Annotated in this window: 15 protein-coding genes and 1 pseudogene; 11 read left to right on the top strand and 5 right to left on the bottom strand. The window is 60.9% G+C overall.

Translation table 11 applies throughout. The annotated features are described in order from the left end of the window. Positions 1-589 precede the first annotated feature (589 nt). Together D0550_RS01675 and D0550_RS01670 are read left to right on the top strand one after the other, a co-directional pair. Entirely contained in the window at positions 590-1,951 is a 1,362-nt protein-coding gene (locus tag D0550_RS01675) for a Kelch repeat-containing protein (protein ID WP_161965581.1), read from the top strand. A gap of 78 nt (positions 1,952-2,029) precedes the next feature. Next, complete coding sequence (locus D0550_RS01670) at positions 2,030-2,929, top strand: DMT family transporter (RefSeq protein ID WP_116807362.1); 900 nt, start codon at positions 2,030-2,032, stop codon at positions 2,927-2,929. Positions 2,930-2,938: 9 nt separating this feature from the next. Here the strand turns inward: D0550_RS01670 and D0550_RS01665 are convergent, their stop codons facing one another. Further along, entirely contained in the window at positions 2,939-4,330 is a 1,392-nt protein-coding gene (locus D0550_RS01665; protein ID WP_116807361.1) for an aminotransferase-like domain-containing protein, read from the bottom strand. A 125-nt stretch (positions 4,331-4,455) separates the two neighbouring features. Between D0550_RS01665 and D0550_RS01660 the strand changes: the two genes are divergently transcribed. Further along, on the top strand, positions 4,456-5,319 hold the full coding sequence (locus D0550_RS01660; RefSeq protein ID WP_116807483.1) for a DMT family transporter: 864 nt from the start codon (positions 4,456-4,458) through the stop codon (positions 5,317-5,319). A gap of 12 nt (positions 5,320-5,331) precedes the next feature. On the opposite strand, the gene D0550_RS01655 is transcribed toward D0550_RS01660, so the two are convergent. Both D0550_RS01655 and D0550_RS01650 read right to left on the bottom strand, forming a co-directional pair. Beyond that, positions 5,332-6,033 (bottom strand): DUF2490 domain-containing protein, encoded by a 702-nt coding sequence (locus D0550_RS01655; RefSeq protein WP_241520688.1) that lies wholly within the window; start codon positions 6,031-6,033, stop codon positions 5,332-5,334. Positions 6,034-6,103: 70 nt separating this feature from the next. Next, a complete protein-coding gene (locus tag D0550_RS01650) occupies positions 6,104-6,316 on the bottom strand; it encodes a hypervirulence associated TUDOR domain-containing protein (RefSeq protein ID WP_116807360.1) in 213 nt (70 codons plus the stop codon). Positions 6,317-6,494: 178 nt separating this feature from the next. Between D0550_RS01650 and D0550_RS01645 the strand changes: the two genes are divergently transcribed. The 5 genes from D0550_RS01645 to D0550_RS01625 all read left to right on the top strand — a co-directional run bounded on the left by D0550_RS01645 (position 6,495) and on the right by D0550_RS01625 (position 14,698). Then, positions 6,495-8,159: a class I SAM-dependent DNA methyltransferase gene (locus D0550_RS01645; protein ID WP_116807359.1), complete on the top strand. Its 1,665-nt coding sequence runs from the start codon at positions 6,495-6,497 to the stop codon at positions 8,157-8,159. Further along, positions 8,149-9,378, top strand: a complete 1,230-nt coding sequence (locus D0550_RS01640) for a restriction endonuclease subunit S (protein WP_116807358.1) — start codon at positions 8,149-8,151, stop codon at positions 9,376-9,378. The genes D0550_RS01645 and D0550_RS01640 overlap by 11 nt, the downstream gene beginning before the upstream one ends. Before the next feature lie 2 nt (positions 9,379-9,380). Further along, positions 9,381-10,874, top strand: a complete 1,494-nt coding sequence (locus D0550_RS01635) for an outer membrane protein assembly factor BamB family protein (protein WP_116807357.1) — start codon at positions 9,381-9,383, stop codon at positions 10,872-10,874. 36 nt (positions 10,875-10,910) lie between these two features. Next, positions 10,911-13,733: a class I SAM-dependent DNA methyltransferase gene (locus tag D0550_RS01630; protein WP_116807356.1), complete on the top strand. Its 2,823-nt coding sequence runs from the start codon at positions 10,911-10,913 to the stop codon at positions 13,731-13,733. A gap of 92 nt (positions 13,734-13,825) precedes the next feature. After that, a complete protein-coding gene (locus D0550_RS01625; protein ID WP_116807355.1) occupies positions 13,826-14,698 on the top strand; it encodes a PA4780 family RIO1-like protein kinase in 873 nt (290 codons plus the stop codon). Positions 14,699-14,722: 24 nt separating this feature from the next. Here the strand turns inward: D0550_RS01625 and D0550_RS01620 are convergent, their stop codons facing one another. Both D0550_RS01620 and D0550_RS01615 read right to left on the bottom strand, forming a co-directional pair. Further along, positions 14,723-15,442: a TrmH family RNA methyltransferase gene (locus D0550_RS01620; protein WP_116807354.1), complete on the bottom strand. Its 720-nt coding sequence runs from the start codon at positions 15,440-15,442 to the stop codon at positions 14,723-14,725. Further along, positions 15,439-17,077: pseudogene (locus tag D0550_RS01615) on the bottom strand (NAD(P)/FAD-dependent oxidoreductase). The gene D0550_RS01620 and the pseudogene D0550_RS01615 overlap by 4 nt, the downstream one beginning before the upstream one ends. Before the next feature lie 91 nt (positions 17,078-17,168). Here D0550_RS01615 and rlmE point away from each other — a divergent pair. The 3 genes from rlmE (at position 17,169) to D0550_RS01600 (ending at position 20,091) form a co-directional block, all read left to right on the top strand. Further along, positions 17,169-17,789 (top strand): 23S rRNA (uridine(2552)-2'-O)-methyltransferase RlmE, encoded by a 621-nt coding sequence (gene rlmE, locus D0550_RS01610; RefSeq protein WP_116807353.1) that lies wholly within the window; start codon positions 17,169-17,171, stop codon positions 17,787-17,789. Between the two features lie 61 nt (positions 17,790-17,850). Further along, positions 17,851-18,243 carry an EthD family reductase gene (locus D0550_RS01605; protein ID WP_116807352.1) on the top strand — a complete coding sequence of 131 codons (393 nt, stop codon included), beginning with the start codon at positions 17,851-17,853 and terminating at the stop codon, positions 18,241-18,243. A gap of 246 nt (positions 18,244-18,489) precedes the next feature. Further along, positions 18,490-20,091 carry a N,N-dimethylformamidase beta subunit family domain-containing protein gene (locus D0550_RS01600; protein WP_116807351.1) on the top strand — a complete coding sequence of 534 codons (1,602 nt, stop codon included), beginning with the start codon at positions 18,490-18,492 and terminating at the stop codon, positions 20,089-20,091. Positions 20,092-20,096: the final 5 nt, after the last annotated feature.

Genomic DNA, 20,096 nt, shown 5'->3' with positions numbered 1-20,096 from the left:
GAGCGTCCGTCCGGCATTGGATCGAACCTGACGTCATCGGGATCGATTAGGGTAAAGCCGCAGGCGGTTGCGATCGCTTGCACCGTATCGATTGGCAGGGAGGGATGAGAATAAAGTGCGTCGCTTATGTCGTAACTCGCGGATGTCGCGTCGCACCCGCCTCTACAGTCGCTCTCGCGTTGCCAACAACAAGGAAGGAGAGCGCATGAACAGGCGATTTCGTGGAGTCCCGATCGTCACCGGATGCATGCTGCTTGCTGGAGCAAGCGTCGCCGATACAGCGGATGTCCGGGACGATGCGCAGAGCGAAGGAACGTATGTGGAGCCGCAGCCGAGACCTGCGCCGGATCCATCGAAGCTTCATGGCCGCCCGCCAAAGAAAGATTCACCGAAGAAACCCATGCATCCGCGGGCGGACCCGGCGCAGACGAACGATCCGCTTCGAGGGAGAAGGCCCCAGTAGCCCTGCGCCGATGCAGAGAGCGCTTTTCGGCCAGAGCGCCCCACTCAATAGCCCGTTCGGCGGATGCACCTGGCTGGTGCGCTTTGGCATTGTCGCGCGCTAATGTTTATGCAGCGGACCGGCAACGTGCTTGCACACACTTATCGAGCAGCGGCAGCGCTCGTTACCCTCGGCATCCTCCTTAGCGGCTGCGGTGGTGGAGGTGGGGGCGGCGGCTCGCCGCCGCCGACGGGCCCGGTGATCAATCAATTTACCTCCGATCGTTCCGCCTACTACGTCGGCGAGAGCGCGCGGTTGACGGCGGTCTTCGCAAACGGCACGGCTGTACTCCAACCCGACGACATCCCCGTGCAGAGCGGGCAGCCAGTCACGATCAGCGATCTGACGCACACCATCCGTTACAAGCTGGTGGTTACTGGTGGCGCTCAGTCCGTGTCACGCGATCTCGATCTGAATGTGAGTTATCGCGAGCGTACCCGGGCGGTCGATATGCCTTTCGCACGAGCCGAACACGCTGCCTCTACCTTGCAGGACGGACGCGTCATCATCTTCGGCGGCGAAGACAATGGTCCGGTGTTCCCCGATAGCGTCTGGGCGTTCGATCCCGCCACCGAGCGGTTCTCGCAGATCGGCGAGCTCGCCACCGGGCGCGTGGGCTTCATATCGGTGAAACTGTACGACGGCAACATCCTGGTCGCTGGCGGCTTCCGCTCGTTGACCGGTTCGCCTCGCGCCGAATTGATCAATGGGAGTACGGGCGCGGCGACCCCGCTGGCCAATGCGCCACAACGAGATCGCACGTTCGCAGCCGCAAGCCTGCTGCCAAATGGCACCGTGCTCATTTCCGGCGGCCTGAGAGGCGTGGGGCCGGATAACACGGTCGAGATTTACGATCCCGCGACGGGTGCCTTCACGCTGCTGCCAGGAACTCTGCAAGTCGCTCGCGCGGAACATACTTCAGTTCGTATCGATGATCGGCGTGTGCTGATCTATGGCGGGTACACGGCTGACGGCCAAGCCGCGCCACCCGAGCTGTACGATCCGGTATCTACAACATCTACTTTGCTTCCTGCACCGGAGCCCGTTGCCAGAGCAAGACACGTTGCTCACACGATGATCGATGGCGGCGTGCTCATCTTGGGCGGCGTGGACGCGGACGATGAGCCGATCAGCGCCGTCCTGCGCTTCGATCCCGCTGCCAATACGTTCGCCCCGTTTGCATCGATGGCAACACCGCGCGCGTCCCTAGGTGTTGGACGCCTGGTCGACTCGCGGCTGCTCATTGTGGGCGGGCTGGACACGTTCACGAGCGACGGCACGGGCACGACTGAGATCATGACCGTCGAGGGCGGCCGTCGGGATGGGCCGGTCATGACGAGAACGCGGTTCTGGCACACCGTGACGGCGCTTCAGAGTGGGAAGCTCCTTATCGTGGGCGGATTGGATGAGTCGCGCCGGGCGGTGGCGTCGGCGGAGGTGTTCGAGTAAGGCGGGGTATGGGTCAACCTGCAGCGATGTCGATGCCGCGGTAACATGATCAGCGACGTTCACGCTGCCTGATCCTTGATGACGACCCCGCTGACTGCTCGAACTGCACTTCTGTTGATGCTGCCGCCGCTGTTGTGGGCGGGTAATGCCACTCTGGGACGGATGTCTGTCGGCTGGATCTCGCCGTTGCTGCTCAACGCGCTGAGGTGGCTGCTGGCGTTCGCAATTCTGTTGCCCCTCGGTCGGCAAGTTCTGCGTGCGGACAGCCCGCTGTGGCGCCGCGTGGGCTATTTTCTGCTATTGGGTCTGCTCGGCGTCGGCAGCTACAACGCGTTTCAGTATCTGGCGTTGCAGACGTCCACGCCCATCAACGTCACACTCATCACGTCGAGCTTGCCTGTGTGGACGCTGTGCGTGGGCGCGCTTTGGTATGGCGAGCGACCCCGCAGGATGCAGATCATCGGTGCCGCGGTGTCACTGGTCGGCGTGCTGCTGGTGCTGTCGCATGGCGACTGGACCATGCTTGCGAACGTGCAACTGGTCCCCGGTGATCTGTTCGTGTTGGTGGCCATCATTTCCTGGGCGTTCTACAGCTGGATGCTAGCCCGGCCGCGCGATCCATCGATCGGCACTTGGCCCTGGGCCGAGTTCCTGCAGGCGCAGGTGGCGTTCGGCGCATTGTGGGCGAGTGCTGCCGCGTTCGGCGAGTGGTCGGTCGGGGCGGCTCATGTCGAGTGGAACGGCTGGATCGTCGCGCTGTTGTTGTACGTCGCGATCGGCCCCTCGCTCATTGCCTATCGCTGCTGGGGTCTCGGTGTGCAGCGAGCGGGGCCGGCCGTTGCGTCCTTCTTCAACAATCTGACGCCAGTCTTCACAGCGATCCTGTCGTCCGCGGTGCTGGGCGAACCGCCGCGATGGTTTCATGGCGTGGCATTTGCGCTGATCGTCGGGGGTATCGCCGTTTCCTCGCGACGGTGACTCGATCGGCTACGGGCGCATCGCCGCTTTCAGGACTTTGAATATTCGCTCGTCCTCGCATTGGGCGACGTTGAAGCGCAAGAAGCTGCTCGCCGTTTGCGAAACGCTGAACGCGTTGCCCGGGGCGAGCACGACATGGTTGGCCAAGGCTCGATGCGCAACGTCCGTCGCATCGATACCGTCGGGCAAGCGACACCAGAGAAATATTCCGGACGGCTCCGATATCAATGGCTTCAGGCCCAGGGGCTTGAGCCGTGCGATCGTCCTGCCCATGGCCTTGGACAACCGCGACCGCACCGATTCCATGTGCTTGCGATAGCTGCCGTCCTTCAACAAGGTCAGCACCAGTTCGGGCGACAGGCGGGCGCCGCCGAACGAGGTGGCGATCTTGAGATCGATCAAGCCATCGATCCACCCGCGAGGCGCGGCGATGTAGCCGCAACGGATCGAAGCCGACAGCGTCTTCGAGAAGCTGCCGATGTGAACCACTCGATTCAAGCCATCGAAGGCAGCGAGCCGGGGCGCCGTCGTGTGCTCGAAATCGGCCCAGATATCGTCCTCAACGATCGTCATGCCAGCCTGGTCCGCGAGCTTGAGCACGCGATGCGCCGTCACGGGCGAGAGCGTTGCGCCGGTCGGGTTGTGGATGGCCGAGTTCGTAATATAGAGGCGCGGTCGATGTTCGCTCACCGCTTGCGCAAACAACTCGACATCCGGGCCGGTCAGCGTGTACGGAATGCCAATCACGTTGGCGCGGTGGGCTCGCAGCAGCGCGTGAAAGTTGAAATAGCCCGGGTCGTCGACGAGCACAGTATCGCCCGGTTCGATCAGAAATCGACACAGCAGGTCGATGGCTTGTGTGCCGGACTCCATGAGCATGATCTGTTCCGGCGACGCTTCGATGCCTCGCTCACTCATGCGTCGCGCCAGCAGCTGTCTCAGTGCCGGCAAGCCCAGCGATGTTCCGTAGTCGGTGAGTGTTGCCTCCGGCGCTCGCGCGAGCGTACGTAAAGAACGGCGCAATGCCTCTTCTGGCATCCATGAGGGCGGCAGCCAACCGCACCCCGGTTTCAACACCGCGTCACCGGCGTCGAGCGATTGTCGAGAAATCCAGAAGGGATCGATGGCGCGGTCGAGCTTCGGGCCGATGTCGGCCAGCGACAGCGGCGCGAGATGTCCGGCGACATAGAAGCCGGCACCTGGGCGCGAGCGGATGATGCCTTCGGCGGCCAGCCGCTCGTAGGCCTCGACGATTGTGGACTTCGAAACCTTCAGTGTTTGCGCGAGTGCGCGAATCGATGGCAGCTGCGCGCCTGGCGTCAAGTTGCGCCCGGCGATCCGCTGCTTGATCGTCGCGATCACCTGTTCGATCAATGTCCCGCTTGCGGCGGGCTCCGCCATTTGTCCGTCCACCGTACCGCTCCAACGACCAGGACAGTTCGGCGAAATTGTACCGTACTGTCCCTGGGCTAGGATCGCCCGCCAACACAGAATTCATGCGCAATCTTCAGGTGGCGGAGCGGTGCGTGGACAAGACGGCGGGCGGCTGGCTCAACGGGTTTCTCGGTGTGCTGATTTTCAGTGGCTCGCTGCCGGCCACGCGTGCGGCCGTGATGGACTTCGATCCGGTGTTCCTCACCGTTGCTCGCGCGACCATCGCCGCGCTGCTAGGGATCGCGTTGCTACTCGCGGCGCGCGAGAAACTCCCGGAGCGACGCGATGTGCCGTCACTCGTCATCGTGGCGATCGGTGTGGTTATCGGCTATCCGTTGCTAACGGCGCTGGCCCTACAGCACATCACTTCTGCTCATTCGATTGTGTTTGTCGGCTTGTTGCCGCTCGCGACGGCGATCTTCGCTGTGCTGCGCGGAGGTGAGCGACCGCGGCCGGCGTTCTGGCTGTTTTCCTGCGTCGGCAGCGCGCTCGTGGTCGGCTACGCCGTCGGGCAAGGTGTATCGGCTTCACCGACCGGCGACATGCTGATGCTGGCGGCAATCGTCATTTGCGGTTTGGGCTATGCGGAAGGCGCGAAGCTGTCGCGCAGGCTCGGTGGCTGGCAGGTGATCTGCTGGGCGCTCGCCGTGTCGTTGCCACTGATGCTCGTGTTGGTTGTCACGCTTGCTCCGCCGAGCTTCGGCAATGTGAGCCTGCCTGCGTGGCTCGGTCTCGCCTATGTTTCTTTGTTCAGCATGCTGATCGGCTTCGTGTTCTGGTATCGAGGCCTCGCTCAGGGCGGCATCGCTGCGGTGGGGCAGTTACAGCTGCTGCAACCCTTCTTCGGTCTCGCGCTCGCCGCGACATTGCTTGGCGAGCACGTCAGTGCCGGGATGCTTGTGGTGACGCTCGCCGTGGTGGCGTGCGTGGTGGGGGCAAAGAGGGTGGCGGCGTAGTGGGAGCGACGATCAGAAGCGCGAATACAAACCGAACTGGACGATGTGGTTCATCGTGTCATTGACGCGACCGTTGATGAACTGATTCATATATCCGAGCTCGAGGTCGTAACGGCTGCTGAGGCGGTAGCCAAGCGCGAGCAGCAGGCGATTCTGGTCGAACACGTGGCCGTTGACGTTCTCGTCGTGCTGGATGTTGAAGAACAGCTCGTTCTGCAGGGCGACGAACGGTCCTTGGGTGAAAGGAGACTGGCCGGCGCTCATCGGTATCACCGAGCGGACAAAATAGCGCAGGCGCTGTGAGAACCGACGATCGCCGCCGCCTTGCGGTTCGACGAAGCGCTGTTCGAGGCGGACGCGGTGCATGATCGCCGCCGCGCTCCAGCTATGAGTATGGATGTACTGCTGCCAGATGCGATGTTCGATCAGATTGTCGCCTGGGTTGTTGAGCGTGGCGATCCACGCGTAGCCCAGCGAGACGTTGTTGCGATTGTCGAGAAAGTAAGTGAGGCCCGGACGTAGCAAAGCATTCTGCGCCTCTTCCCAATCATCGCTCGAGCGCAGCTGCACGTCCGATACGTAGCCCCAGTGCTCGCTCAGCCGGTGAGTGTTGAACCAGCCAGCCCAGCCCATTTGTTGCTGGATTGTTTCTGAGAAGGCCGAAGTGGTGGTGAGCAGGTAAATAATCCAGGCGGCAGCGATCTTTCTCATCATCCACTAACATTCATTGCTCGAGCGAGCGTCGATCATACACCAAGGAAATCGCGCCGCACGGTAGCCCGTCTCAGTTGATCCTATGGAGCACGGCGCCTTTATGCATGGCGATGTGATCCGTCTTGTCGCTCTTGATCTCGTACACCGGATCGTCCGGGCTCGCGTGACGCGTGTGGCCCTTATAGTCGACGTCTTTCAAGTGAACGGCGATGATCCTGCCGCTGACGCGACCAGCTTCGGAGTTCCAGCGGACGTGGTCGCCTGGCTTGAAGTTTCTGGTCATGAGACGGTGCTCGACTGAAGGAGATAGTCTTTTGGAGCAACTCGCGAGTGGGGAAAAGGTTCAGCTGGCTCATCGACGGGTCCGCTGCCTTGGGCTATATTGCGATCCAGATCAATGCATTACAACGACATCAGGCGGCGCGGAGTGGCAGCGCTGAACCAGATCGAAGGTTTTGTGCATGAATGAGAGTGGGCAACAGTTCCTCAACGAGCTCGACAAGAAGCTCTGGAATGCCGCCGATCGATTGCGCTCCAATCTCGATGCTGCGGTCTACAAGCACGCCGTGCTCGGACTCATCTTTCTGAAGTACGTTTCCGACGCGTTCGATATTCGTCGGGAGGAGTTGCAGGCGGCGTTCAAAGATCCGGCCAGTGACTGTTTTCTGGATCGCAGCGACTACGAATCCGACGCTGCGTACGACGCGGCGATCCACGCCGAGCTGGAAGATCGCGATTACTTCACCGAGAACAACGTCTTCTGGGTGCCTGCGCTGGCGCGATGGCAAACGATTCGGGAAAGCGCAACGCTGGCGCCGGGCACTGAAATTGCCGTTCGCAACGGCGCGACCGAGACATACATATTTCGCTCCGTCGCGCGTTTGCTTGACGATGCGCTGGCAGCGATCGAGAAGGAGAATCTGCGGCTCAGGGGCGTCATCGAAAAGAACCGCTATGCGCGCTTGCAGCTCGAGCCCGGCAAGCTCATTGGCTTGATCGGCGAGGTGATCTCCGCCATTCCGTTCCGTCACGCCAGCCTCAACGCCAAGGACATCCTGGGGCACGTCTACGAATATTTCCTGGGTCAGTTCGCGGTGACGGAAGGAAAAAATGGTGGGCAGTACTACACTCCCAAGTCGATAGTCGCCGTGATCGTCGAGATGATCGAGCCCTTTGAAGGCAAGGTGTACGACCCTGCCATGGGCTCCGGCGGTTTCTTTGTGCAGAGTGAAGCTTTCATCGCAAGCCATGGCGGTCGCATCGGTGAGCTGTCGGTCTATGGTCAGGAGAGCAACCCCACGACCTGGCGGCTGGCCGCGATGAACATGGCCATCCGCGGCATCGACTTCAACTTTGGTAAACAGCCTGCTGACGCATTCCTGAGCGATCAGCATCCCGACCTGCGCGCCGACTATGTGATGGCCAATCCGCCATTCAACATGAGTGAGTGGTGGGACGGCCGCCTGGAAGGCGATCCACGCTGGGTCTATGGCTTGCCGCCCAAGAGCAATGCCAACTTTGCGTGGATCCAGCACATGTTGTATCACCTGGCCCCGCACGGCTCGATGGCGCTGCTGCTGGCAAACGGGTCGATGTCATCCAATACCAAAGGCGAGGGGGAAATCCGCAAAGCGCTGGTGGCGGCGGACCTGGTGGAATGCATCCTCGCGTTGCCGAGCCAGCTCTTTACCAATACACAGATTCCCGCGTGTGTGTGGTTCCTGACCAAAAGCAAGCAGTCGCGCAGACACAATCGCGATCGCAGCGGCGAAACACTGTTCATCGATGCCCGGCAGCTTGGTTATATGAAGGATCGCGTACTGCGCGACCTCACTGCGGCCGATTTGGATAGGATCAGCGACACGTTCAAAGCGTGGAAACGCGGCAACGGCTACACAGATATCAAGGGATTCTGCAAATCCTCAGCGCTCGCCGAAATCGCCGCTCATGGATATGTGCTCACGCCAGGACGATATGTCGGCGCGGAGGAAGTGGAGGACGACGGCGAGCCCTTCGAACAAAAGGTGCAGAAGCTCGTTGCGGAGCTGAAGGCACAGTTTGCCGAGTCCGCGCGGCTCGAACGAGCAATCAAGGCCAATCTCGAGGGGTTGGGCTATGGCGACTGACATTCGGGACTCGCTGGCGAAGCAGCTTCATGGGCTTCCCGCAGGCTGGCGGTGGGAATGGTTTACGGACGTACTGGATGTCGAAGGGGGCACGCAACCGCCCGCGTCCACGTTTGTCGACTCGGAGCGAGAGGGTTACGTTCGGCTGGTTCAGATCAGAGACTTCGATACCGACGCGCACCGGACTTACATTCCTGACTCGGCCAAATGGAGCAAGTGTGAGACTCGCGATGTGCTGATCGGGCGCTATGGAGCCGCCCTTGGGCGTATCTGCCGGGGGCTTTCCGGTGCCTACAACGTTGCCTTGGCAAAGGTCATTCCCAGCAGCCACGTCGATGTCGATTTCGTGTATCAGTTGCTCCGCAGTCCTTATTTTCAGCAGCCACTGGCCGCAGGCGGGGCGAGAAGCGCGCAAGCGGGATTCAACAAAGGGAATCTAGCGGTCATTCCGCTGCCGATCCCGCCGCTGCAAGAACAAGCAGCGATAGCGCGGATCCTGGGCACGCTGGATGCAAAGATCGAGTTGAATCGACGCATGAGTGCGTCGCTTGAAGCGCTGGCTCGCACGTTTTTTCGAAACTGGTTCGTGGATTTCGAGCGCCGGCAGATGCCGAGCGGATGGACAACGAGACCGCTCGCGTCATTGTGCGACTATCTGAGTCGGGGTGTCGGACCGGCCTATTGCGACACCGGCGGCGTCCTGGTGCTGAATCAGAAGTGCATTCGAGATCATCGCGTCAGTGCCCATCACGCGCGACGGCACAATGATCGGAAACGCAGCACTCGCGGTCGACTGCTCCGCCCGCTCGACATTCTTGTGAACTCCACTGGTACCGGGACGTTGGGGCGCGTCGCTCAGGTTCTGGAGCTATCGGAACCGACCATAGTGGACTCGCATGTGACTGTCGTGCGTCCTGGAAGCGAGGTCGATCCCTACTATCTCGGGCTGGAATTGACCGGCAGAGAAACGGAGATTGAGCAGCTGGCCGAAGGCTCGACCGGCCAAACAGAGCTTAGTCGCGCTTCGTTGGGTGCCATGACCATTGTTGTCCCGCCGCTGTCGCTGCAAGCTGCGTTCGGTCACATCGCAAAGCCGTTGTTTGCACAGATAGCCAAGAACGATCGCGAATCCAGAGCGCTCGCTTGCTTGCGCGACACGCTACTCCCGAAGCTGCTCGCTGGAGGAGTCGGAGAACTTCGAACGAGGGGAGCACCGTGAGAATGATCGTGCGGTTGGGGATTGGGTTGATCTGCCTGACGAATGCGATTGCGTTGCAGGCGCAACCTGCGACCTTGGCATTCTCGGACCTCGCCGGCTGGTGGTCGGCGGATCCGGTCTACGCGGGCGAGTCGTCCCGGGTCGTGCTGCAATTCAGCGAGAAGGATGGCAAGCCCGTAGCGGAGCTCTCGCTGCCTGCAATCGGTGCGTATGCAATTTCGCTGGGCACAGTGATACTGGATGGAAATCGCATCGATACCAAGCCGCTTTCTTTTCCTCTCACCTGGAATCCCGACAGTCGGACGCTAAGTGGCGTGCTGCCGCACGATGCGGTGCCGGTCTACGACATCGCGGTCGAATTCCATCGAGGCGAGCCCGTCGCAAAACCCGAGCCCATGCAATGGAAGGGCAAGCAGCCGAAGGTCAAGTGGTCGGTGCAGCTCGGCGCTGCGGCGTGGGCGGGGCTGGAGCGCGATGCGCAGTCCGGATTGCTGTTCGTCGGCAATGAACAGGGGGTGCTCAACGCTGTCGACGCTAGCGGCAGCATTCGGTGGAAATTCCCGACGGAAAAGGCGATTCGTGGCCGGCCCGCCGTCATTGGCGAGAGCGTCTATGTCACTTCGGACTCCGGCTTCCTGTACCAACTGAATAAACACACCGGCGCCGAGAAGTGGCGAGCGCGCATCGACGCGGGCAGCCCGGAGCGCCTTCCCACTGACCAGGAGAAATCACGCTGGGACCAGTACGGATCGAGCGTCGTCGCAGACGCGCAGCGTCTTTATGTTGCCAGCCGCGACAACAACCTCTATGCGCTCGATCCAGAGAATGGCCGCGAAATCTGGCGCGTGACTGCAGGTGACATGATGACCGCGACACCTGCGGTGTATCGCGATCTCGTTCTCTTCGCGGCGTTCGACGGCAAGGTCCAGGCCGTGTCAGCGCGTGATGGCAAGGTGCGGTGGACCTACGATGCAAAGCTGGCGGTGCCTGGCGATCTCGTTATCAGCGGCGATCGCGTACTGCTCGGCAGTCGCACCTACGACCTGATCGCTCTGGACGCCGCCAGCGGGAAAGAACAATGGCGGCGTTACTACTGGTTCTCGTGGATCGAGTCGACTCCGGTCGTGCGCGACGGTTTCGTTTATACGGGCTCGTCGGATGCTGTCAGCGTCTATGCAATCAAGGTCGCAGACGGCTCCTTGCACTGGAAAACGCCGGTACCGGGCTGGTCGTGGTCACGTACTGCGGTGAACGACAAGTTCGTCGTGGCGGGCACGGTTGGCGTCGGCCCGTTACCGGGATCCCGCAGCGGTGCATTGGTCGCACTGGAGCGCGGTAGCGGCGCAGTTCGCTGGCTGTATCAAGAGGAGCCGTCCAAAGACGTCATCGACGCGAAGAAAAACTGGGGCTTTGGCGCGTCCCCGCTGATCGTGGACGACACCGTGTATGCCGTGGACCTCAAGGGTCGGCTATACGCATTCGAGCTTGGGAGCTGAGCCGATCCTGGCAACCTGCGACGAAAAAGGCGAAGAATGAACGCTGTTGAGATCGAAGAGGCTGTTTCAGCATTAGCTGAGCAGACTTTCGACCTCACGCAGTTCCCATTCGATTTCCTGCACGCCTTTGGCATCAAGGAAACCACCCTCAAGCGATTGCGCAGGAGCGAGTCCAACCAGTCCGATCTGGGCGGGGTCCTCCAGACCAACAACATCCACATTGCTGTCGCCGCCCCCGGCGAGGTGACGAAGACGTTGGTCGCGCTCAAGTCCAGCCCGGCGACGGCCAGAGCGAAAGCGAAATTCGTGCTGGCGACCGATGGGGAGACTTTTGCGGCCGAGGATATCGGCAACGGTGAGGCGATCTCCTGCCCCTACAGCGAGTTCCCGGATCATTTCGGTTTCTTCCTGTCGCTGGCTGGGATTACCACCGTCCCGCAAGTACGGGACAGCTCCTTCGACATTCGGGCGACGAGCCGCCTCAATCGCCTCTACGTCGAGCTTCGCAAGGACAATCCGGCCTGGGATACGGAGGAGAGCCGCCATGACATGAACCGCTTCATGGCTCGGCTGATCTTCTGTTTCTTCGCCGAGCACACCGATATCTTTCCCAGTGGCTCGACGGGCCGCCTGTTTACCTCCACCGTGGAGCGCTTGAGCGCCCGCGAGTCTTCCAACACCAGTGAAGTGATTGGAACCATATTTCTGGCGCTGAACACCAGGAGAGTCGACCACGAAGCGGTCAACCTTCCGCGCTGGGCCGCCGCGTTTCCGTGCGTAAACGGCGGCTTGTTCTCGGGCAGCCTGGACGTGCCGAGGTTCAGCAAGATCGCCCGTTCCTATCTGCTGCACATCGGCAACCTGGACTGGACCAGGATCAACCCGGATATTTTTGGGTCGATGATTCAGGCTGTTGCCGACGACGAGGAGCGCGGCGCGCTGGGCATGCACTACACGAGCGTGCCGAACATCCTGAAGGTGCTGAATCCACTGTTCTTGGATGATCTGCGCGCGCGGCTCAACGAGGCCGGCGACAACGCTCGGGCGTTGCTCAATCTCCGCAAGCGCATGTCGAAAATCCGGGTGTTCGACCCGGCGTGCGGCAGCGGTAACTTCCTCGTGATCGCCTATAAGGAGATGCGAGCGATCGAGGCGAAGATCAATGAGCGTCGCGGCGAGTTGAACCGCGCCACCGAGATCCCGCTGTCGAATTTCTACGGCATCGAGTTGCGCGATTTTCCGGCGGAAATCGCACGCCTCGCGCTCATCATCGCTGCGTATCAGTGCGATGCTCTCTATCGCGGTAAGAAACTTACGCTGGCGGAGATCCTGCCGCTGGATGCCGAGATCGGGATAACGTGCGGCAATGCGTTGCGGGAGGATTGGCTGAGCATCTGTCCGCCAGTGGGGCCTGGCGTGAAGCATCCCGCCGACCCGGCCCAAGTGGATGGCGAGCTCGAAAACTCGGGTGGAGAGACCTATCTCTGTGGGAATCCGCCGTACTTAGGAAACAAGCTCCAGTCGGACGAGCAAAAGGCCGATTTGAAAGCCGTGTTCGATGGGCGTGTGGAAGGTTGGAAGTCCCTGGACTACGCCGCGGCCTGGCTGATGAAAGCCGCGGACTATGGAACCAGGACCAACGCCGGCTCCGCGTTCGTGGCCACGAATTCGATTTGTCAGGGACAACAGGTCCCTATCTTGTGGCCGTCAATATTTGCAACCGCGCATGACATCGATTTCGCTCATACCTCATTCAAGTGGGCGAATCTGGCGAGTCGCAATGCTGGCGTCATCGTAATCATCGTTGGCCTGTCGAATACGCCGGGCAAGAAAAAGCGTCTTTACACCCTCGATGCCGATGGCACAGCACTCGAGAAGATCTGCGGCAACATCAATCCATATCTCGTGGATGGCCCGAATCTCGTCGTCGAGGCCCGACGCGATCCTCCGAGGGATCGCGCGCCAATGCTGTTCGGTAACATGCCGCGCGATGGTGGCCATCTGATTGCCTCTCACGAGGAGAAGGACGCCGGGCAGCGCAGCGACGCAATCTACGGCAAGTACTTGAGGCGATTTGTCGGGTCGGAAGATTTCATCCAAGGAAAGATCCGGTACTGTCTTTGGATCGAGCAAGCCCAATATGAGGAAGCGGCCGGCTCGCCATTGATCGCGCAACGTCTGGAGGCCGTGAAAGCCATGCGCTTGTCCAGCAAGGCCGACTCAACCCGCGAGTACGCAAAAGCGCCTTACAGATTCGTCCAGATCCAAGGCACTGCCCGGCAGTCGGCGATCATCGTCCCACGTCACAGTTCCGAGCGTCGCGCCTATCTGCCAGTGGGTCTGTTGGATGCGACCACGATTGTCGCGGATAGTGCGTTCGCCCTGTACGATGCGCCGCTGTGGAATCTGGCGTTGCTCGTGTCACGCCTGCATCTCGCCTGGATCGCCGCCGTCTGCGGCAAGTTGAAGACCGATTATCGTTACTCCAATACTCTGGGTTGGAACACGTTCCCGCTGCCGCCTCTGACAGAGCAGGACAAGGCAGATTTGAGCAACGCTGCGAGCGAGATCTTGCAGGCGCGGGAGAGGTATCACCCGGAAACGATCGACGAGATGTATGATCCGGAGCGGATGCGTAATGAGTTTCCTCATTTGCAGCAGGCCCACGACCGCAATGATGAGGTCGTGGAGCGCATCTACGTGGGACGACGATTCAGAAATGATACCGAGCGCCTGGAGGTGCTGTTCGGTTTATATGCGCTTACGCAGCGAGGTAGGGCGGTGCAGGGATCGGCGCGACCGGAGGCAAGGAAACGGCACATGAGCTTGTGCCCCGGTTCGTCATCGACGAGGCGGTGAGCCGCATCAAAGTCGGAACGATTGCCGGATATCGATATAATGCGGGAACTGCTTCATTCAAGTCGGTCGGGTAAGTCCCGCGTGAGAAGAGATTGAGAACTCCTGAAGGTCTGCAGCCGTTGCTCGACGACGGCATCATCGATGAGGTCGTACGCCAGCTCAAAAGCGGCAAGGAGGCGTCCGTCTACGTCGTCCGCTGTGGGGCCGAGATTCGCTGCGCCAAAGTGTACAAAGACATGGCGCAACGGAGCTTTCAGCAGCGTGCGCAGTATCAGGAGGGCCGCAAGGTTCGCGGCAGTCGCAATGCGCGTGCGATGGCGAAGAGCACGCGTTACGGTCGCAAGGAGCAGGAAGTCGCGTGGAAGAACACCGAAGTCGATGCGTTATATCAGTTGGTCGCCGCGGGCGTGCGGGTGCCCAAGCCGTTCGGTTTCTTCAACGGCGTGCTACTCATGGACCTGGTTACCGATCTGGATGGGCAATCGGCACCGCGTCTGGGTGAAGTCACGTTGTCGGCTGACCTGGCGCTCGAATATCACGGCATCCTCATCGAGCAGATCGTTCGCATGCTGTGCAGCGGTCTGATCCACGGCGACCTGTCGGAGTTCAATGTGCTCGTCGGCGCCGATGGGCCCGTCATCATCGATCTGCCTCAGGCTGTGAACGCGGCGGGCAACAACAGCGCGTTTGCGATGCTCGATCGCGATGTACGGAACGTGACCGCAACGCTCGGCCGATTCGCGCCGGAGCTTCTCGATACACAATATGCAGCCGAGATGTGGGCGCTGTTCGAACTCGGCGAACTGAAACCCGAGACACAGCTCACGGGACTTTTTGCCAAGGATGAAACGGTTACGGATGTCGGTGAGGTCATGCTGGCCATCGACGAGGCTCGCGAGGAAGCTATCCGTCGGGAGCAGGGCCGCGTGGAAGCCTTGGCTCGCGAACGCGGCGAGTCGAGATGATGTGACACCGACCCGGCCGCCGAATCAGCGCTTCAGCTCATACACGCATAGATTGACGGCCGAGGCGAGGTTCAGCGACTCGATGGCGCCCGAGCCGGGAATCGAGAACGCCTTGGCATCGAGCTTTATTAGTTGCTCGCGAGGAATGCCGCGGGCTTCGTTACCGAACACATAGCACTCGAACGATTGGAATCCGGCCGACTGTACCGGATCGCCTTTCATATCCAGACAGGCGATGCGCTCGAAGCGGCTGCGCAGTGAGTCGAGGGCCACGTCCAGCTCGATGGGCACGTGAAAGATCGCGCCCGCGCTGGCGCGCACGACTTTCGAATTGTAGGGATCGACGCTGCCGGGGCCGAGCAGGCACCGAAAGTTCCCGAACCAGGCGAGGGTGCGCAGTATCGTGCCGAGATTGCCGGGATCCTGGATTTCGTGGAGATAGATCGCGTGTTCGCCTTGGCGTGGCGCGGTTGCCGGGAGCATCGGTACCAGGGCGACGATGCCCTGAGGCGTTTTTGTCTCGGACATCTCCGCCATGCGGCGATCGCTGATCACATGAGTTTCGAACTGGCTGCGCCAGTGCTCGTGTTGGCCCGACACGTAGAGCTTGCTGGCCCTGAGCGGCGTGTTCTTTGTTGCTGCCTTTTGCAGCTCCAGCACCAGATGCTCGCCTTCGACCAGGAAGTGACGGAACTCTTCGCGGTACTTCTTCTGGTGCAGCTTTTTGATGTCGTCGAATTTCATGCTGGCTCCCGAGAAGTGGCAGACTCCAGCATCGATCTCGCGACAGCTTCCGCGACTTTGATCCCATCGACACCGGCCGACAGAATGCCCCCTGCGTAGCCTGCACCTTCGCCGCAGGGGTACAAGCCACGCACGTTCAGGCTGTGCAATGTGTCGGCATCGCGGGTGATGCGAACGGGCGAGGACGTGCGGGTTTCAATGCCGGTCAGTATGGCGTCGTGACGATCGAAACCGCGGATCTGTTTGCCGAAGGCGGGCAGCGCTTCACGGATCGCTTCGATCGCGTAGGCAGGCAGCGACGGTGAAAGATCGCCGAGTCGCACGCCGGGTTGGTACGACGGTTCCACATCGCCGAACGCCGTGGACGGTACCCCGCGAATGAAGTCACCGACCAGTTGTCCTGGCGCGCAGTAGTCGCTGCCGCCGAGTTCGTAGGCGAGCGATTCCAAGCGCTCCTGCAGCTCCACGCCGGCCAGCGGGCCGCCGGGAAAGTCCTGTTCGGGATTGATGCCGACGACGATGCCAGCGTTGGCATTGCGCTCGTTGCGTGAGTACTGGCTCATGCCGTTGGTCACGACGCGTTTCCGGCTCCGAGGGTTTCGCGGGCGACGACCGTTGCCGCCGGGACACATTGCAGAAGCTGTACACCGCGCGGCCATTTTGGGCGTGATGTACGAGCTTGTAGTCGGCTGCGCCAAGTTCCGCGTGGCCGGCGTACTTGCCGAGCCGCGCCTGATCGATGAGCGATTGCGGATGCTCGATGCGGAAACCCAGCGCGAACGGTTTCGCTTCGACGTACACGCCGCGAGCATGCAGCATCCGGAACGTGTCGCGCGCGCTGTGGCCCAGTGCCAGTACCACGTGTCGGCTGCGAAGCGTGTCGCCGCTGGCGAGCGTCACGCCCTCGATGCGGCCGTTCTCGATCGATACGTCGGTGACTTTGCTTTCGAACCGCACCTCGCCGCCGAGCGCGATGATCTCCTCGCGCATCTTTGCGACCACGCCGGTGAGCCGGAACGTGCCGATGTGCGGTTTGCTGACATACAGGATGTTGTCGGGCGCGCCGGCGCGAACGAACTCGCTCATCACCTTGCGACCGTAGAACTTCGGGTCCTTGATCTGGCTGTACAGCTTGCCGTCCGAAAACAGACCCGCGCCGCCCTCACCGAACTGCACGTTGGATTCCGGGGTCAGTGTCTTCTTGCGCCACAGTGCCCACGTGTCCTGCGTACGGCGGCGAACATCGCGGCCGCGTTCGAGCACAATTGGCTTGAATCCCATCTGCGCGAGGAGGAGGGCCGCGAACAGGCCGCACGGACCGAAGCCGATCACCAGCGGTCGTTCCTGCAGATTGGACGGCGCCTGTGCGACAGGGTGGTAGCTCGTATCCGGCGCGGGGCGGATATGAGGGTCGTGGGCGAACCGCTTCAGGATCGCGGCTTCGTTGCGGGCAGTCAGATCGATGATGTAGACGAACGTGATGGCGCTGTTCTTTTTGCGCGCGTCGTAGCTGCGCTTGAACACCGTGAAGTCGAGCAGGTCGGCGTCGGTGATCTTCAGACGCTTCACGATGGCCTGCCGTACGGCCTCAGCGGGGTGCTCGAGGGGCAACGACAGTTCGGTAATACGAATCACGGCTGACATCCTGGCCGGTATGTCCGGCAAAGGAGCGGTAGAATGTGCTGCGAATTGTACCGTCCCTGTGCCCCCGACTCGGTAGTTATTTATGGCCCGATCCAAAAGCAGTCATCGCTGGCTGCAAGAACACATCAATGATCCGTACGTCAAGCAGGCGCAGAAGGACGGCTATCGCGCCCGCTCGAGTTACAAACTCATCGAGTTGAACGACAAGGATCGGCTGATCCGTCCCGGCATGCTGGTCATGGACCTGGGCTCCGCACCGGGCGGCTGGTCGCAGGTGGCCGGGAAGCTGGTCGGCCAGAAGGGGCGCGTGCTTGCCACCGACATCCTGCCGATGGATTCCATAGTGAACGTCGACTTCATCCAGGGCGACTTCACCGACGAAGCGGTGTTCAACCGGATTCTGGAAGCGCTCGATGGCGCAAAACCCGATCTGATCATCTCGGATATCGCGCCCAACATCACCGGCATCGACTCCGCCGATCAGGGCACTTCCATGTACCTCGTCGAGCTCGCGCTCGATATGGTGCGCCGAGTGCTCAAGCCGAAGGGCAACTTCGTGGTCAAAGTGTTTCAGGGCACCGGATCAGATGCGTATCTGAAAGACGTTCGCTCATCGTTCGAAAAGGTCTCGGTGCGCAAGCCCAAGGCGTCCCGGCCCCGATCGAGGGAGGTCTATGTCGTGGCCAAGGGATTCAGAGGATGATCTGCGAGCGGGGCGATGTCTGTTGTTGATACACTGCCCTTCCACCACACAAGGATGAACCATGGACCGCAGAACTTCTCTCTCGCTCCTGACGGTTGGACTGGCTACGGCAGGGCTCAGCGCCACAGCGACTGCCAAGGACACCGGTGGAATCAAGCTCATGGTTCTTTACGGTCACCCGCCGAGTCCCGAAGAATTTGAAAAGTACTACCTCGGCGTCCATATGCCGCTGGTCGCCGCCATCAAGGGTGCACGCAGAATGGAAGCGGCCAAATGTCTGCCACAAGCCGATGGTTCGCCGCCAGCGTTCTATCGAGTGTTTGAAATGTGGTTTGACAGCCCTGAACAGATGGCGGCCGTGTTCGATACGCCCGAAGGAAAAAAGGTGCGGGCGGACGTCCCAAACTTCACCTCGGGAACAACCGTTACGCGACTGGTTTGTAAGCAGGACTGAGTAGCACGCCTGCGAGCTGGATCGATGTTTCGGGGCAGTGTTGCTGCCCCTTTCCCGCTGAGTAGGGATAACGGGTTGTTCAACAGCGCGAAGCGCCACGCGGTTGGCATTTTTTTCGCAGCCGCGTGTAGTTTCTACGGCAAGCAATCCAGCCCTCGGCAGTGAAGTCAACGCATGCCGCGGTGAACACGCGGCACATATCTTGCTCCCTGCTCGCAGAGGAACTCGCTCGCGGGAGGGCAGATCATGCAACGCGCTGCAACGAGGGTTTTCTATTCCATCCTGAGTGCTGTGTTCGTCGCCTGTGCAGCGTGCTCGGGTGGCAGTCGCTCCGGGACCGAACAAGCGGAACAACCTTCACCAGCGCAGCAGGCGCCTCCGGCCTCCACTACGTCACAACCCGATCCGCCACAGCAGCCGGACCCGCCTGCGCTGAATCCGATCGTGGCCGAGAACCAAAAGGCCGGCACGGCAAACGTGCTATCGAGCCTCATCAAGAACTACAACTCGGACACGATCGCTGGATATGCCGATGCCGCGAGCGTCAACGTGGGTGAGCAGATCACATTCAAGGTGTCGACATCGCAACCAGGCAAGTACGAGGTCGATGTATATCGCCTCGGCTACTACAACGGACTGAGCACGCGGCACGTCGTGAGCAGCGGCGAGCTCGACGGCGTCACGCAGACGGCTTGCGCCGTGACGGATCGAGAGACGCGACTCATCGAATGCAAGTGGAACGAATCCTACGTGCTCACGACTGGCAACGACTGGACGTCTGGAATCTATGTCGCCGTGCTGACGCACTCGGCGACCGGCGCAGAATATCCGGTGTACTTCATCGTGCGCGACGATGCTCGCGACTCCGACATCGTGTTCCAGAGCAGCCGGGCGACTGCGCTTGCTTATTCGAGCTGGGGCAATGCGACCGAGCACTACAGCCTGTACACGTACAACAGCACGAACAACAACGCAGCGAAGAAGGTGTCGCTCGATCGGCCGAGCACTGAACAAGACACGGCGAGCAGGCTGTTGAACTTTGAGCTGCAGATGCTGCGCTGGCTGGAGTCGCAGGGCTACGACGTCACTTACATTGCAGACTTCGATCTGCAATCGACTGAGGTGTCGTTGCTCGATCACAAGGTCTATCTGTCGGTCGGGCACGACGAGTACTGGTCGAAAGAGAAGCGCGATGCGGTCGAAGCGGCGCGCAACGCCGGAGTGAATCTCGGATTCTTTTCTGCGAACAATGTGTACTGGCGCGTGCGCTTCGAACCCTCGAGCAGCGGCGTCCCGAATCGGGTGATGGTGTGCTACAAGGATTCGCGCACCCCCGATCCTGTTGCGCCCACCTATCGCTGGCGCGATCCCCCTAACAACCTGCCCGAGAACGCGCTCGTCGGCGTGATGACGATTGGCAATTACGGTAACGTATACGGCGGCTTCGACTGGATCGTCAAGAACACGAATGATCCGTACTTCGCCCATACCGGGCTGGACGAGGCGCCGGCCCCGCGAGAGCTGTACGGCTACGAGTGGGACGGCGTGGTCGACAACGGCCACACTCCACCCGGGCTCGTCATCCTCGGCGTCTCACCGGTGCTTGCCTCATCCGTGACGACTGGAATTCCGAAGAACCCGAGTCAGGTCGCAAATGCCGTCCGCTACACGCACCCCAGCGGCGCGAAAGTGTTCTCCACTGGCTCCATTCAATGGATGTGGGGCCTGGACAGCACTTTAATCAACCCGACGCGCGTCGATCCGCGCGTCCAGCAATTCGCGGTGAATGTGCTTGCGGACATGGGAGCGAAGCCGCAGACGCCAAGAGAGGGGATTGTGGTTCGATGAAGGCA

It is taken from the genome of Steroidobacter cummioxidans (genome assembly GCF_003104955.1).
The sequence above is the reverse complement of the archived record's forward strand: the minus strand, read 5'-3'. Positions and strand labels throughout refer to the sequence as shown.

What these genes read in the sequence shown, in the direction of transcription:
- rlmE (WP_116807353.1), top strand. Translation starts at nt 17,169, where the DNA reads ATGGCCCGATCCAAAAGCAGTCATCGCTGGCTGCAAGAACACATCAAT.
- D0550_RS01650 (WP_116807360.1), bottom strand. Translation starts at nt 6,316, where the DNA reads ATGACCAGAAACTTCAAGCCAGGCGACCACGTCCGCTGGAACTCCGAA.
- D0550_RS01600 (WP_116807351.1), top strand. Translation starts at nt 18,490, where the DNA reads ATGCAACGCGCTGCAACGAGGGTTTTCTATTCCATCCTGAGTGCTGTG.
- D0550_RS01640 (WP_116807358.1), top strand. Translation starts at nt 8,149, where the DNA reads ATGGCGACTGACATTCGGGACTCGCTGGCGAAGCAGCTTCATGGGCTT.
- D0550_RS01655 (WP_241520688.1), bottom strand. Translation starts at nt 6,033, where the DNA reads ATGATGAGAAAGATCGCTGCCGCCTGGATTATTTACCTGCTCACCACC.
- D0550_RS01665 (WP_116807361.1), bottom strand. Translation starts at nt 4,330, where the DNA reads ATGGCGGAGCCCGCCGCAAGCGGGACATTGATCGAACAGGTGATCGCG.
- D0550_RS01635 (WP_116807357.1), top strand. Translation starts at nt 9,381, where the DNA reads ATGATCGTGCGGTTGGGGATTGGGTTGATCTGCCTGACGAATGCGATT.
- D0550_RS01630 (WP_116807356.1), top strand. Translation starts at nt 10,911, where the DNA reads ATGAACGCTGTTGAGATCGAAGAGGCTGTTTCAGCATTAGCTGAGCAG.
- D0550_RS01605 (WP_116807352.1), top strand. Translation starts at nt 17,851, where the DNA reads ATGGACCGCAGAACTTCTCTCTCGCTCCTGACGGTTGGACTGGCTACG.
- D0550_RS01645 (WP_116807359.1), top strand. Translation starts at nt 6,495, where the DNA reads ATGAATGAGAGTGGGCAACAGTTCCTCAACGAGCTCGACAAGAAGCTC.
- D0550_RS01670 (WP_116807362.1), top strand. Translation starts at nt 2,030, where the DNA reads ATGACGACCCCGCTGACTGCTCGAACTGCACTTCTGTTGATGCTGCCG.
- D0550_RS01620 (WP_116807354.1), bottom strand. Translation starts at nt 15,442, where the DNA reads ATGAAATTCGACGACATCAAAAAGCTGCACCAGAAGAAGTACCGCGAA.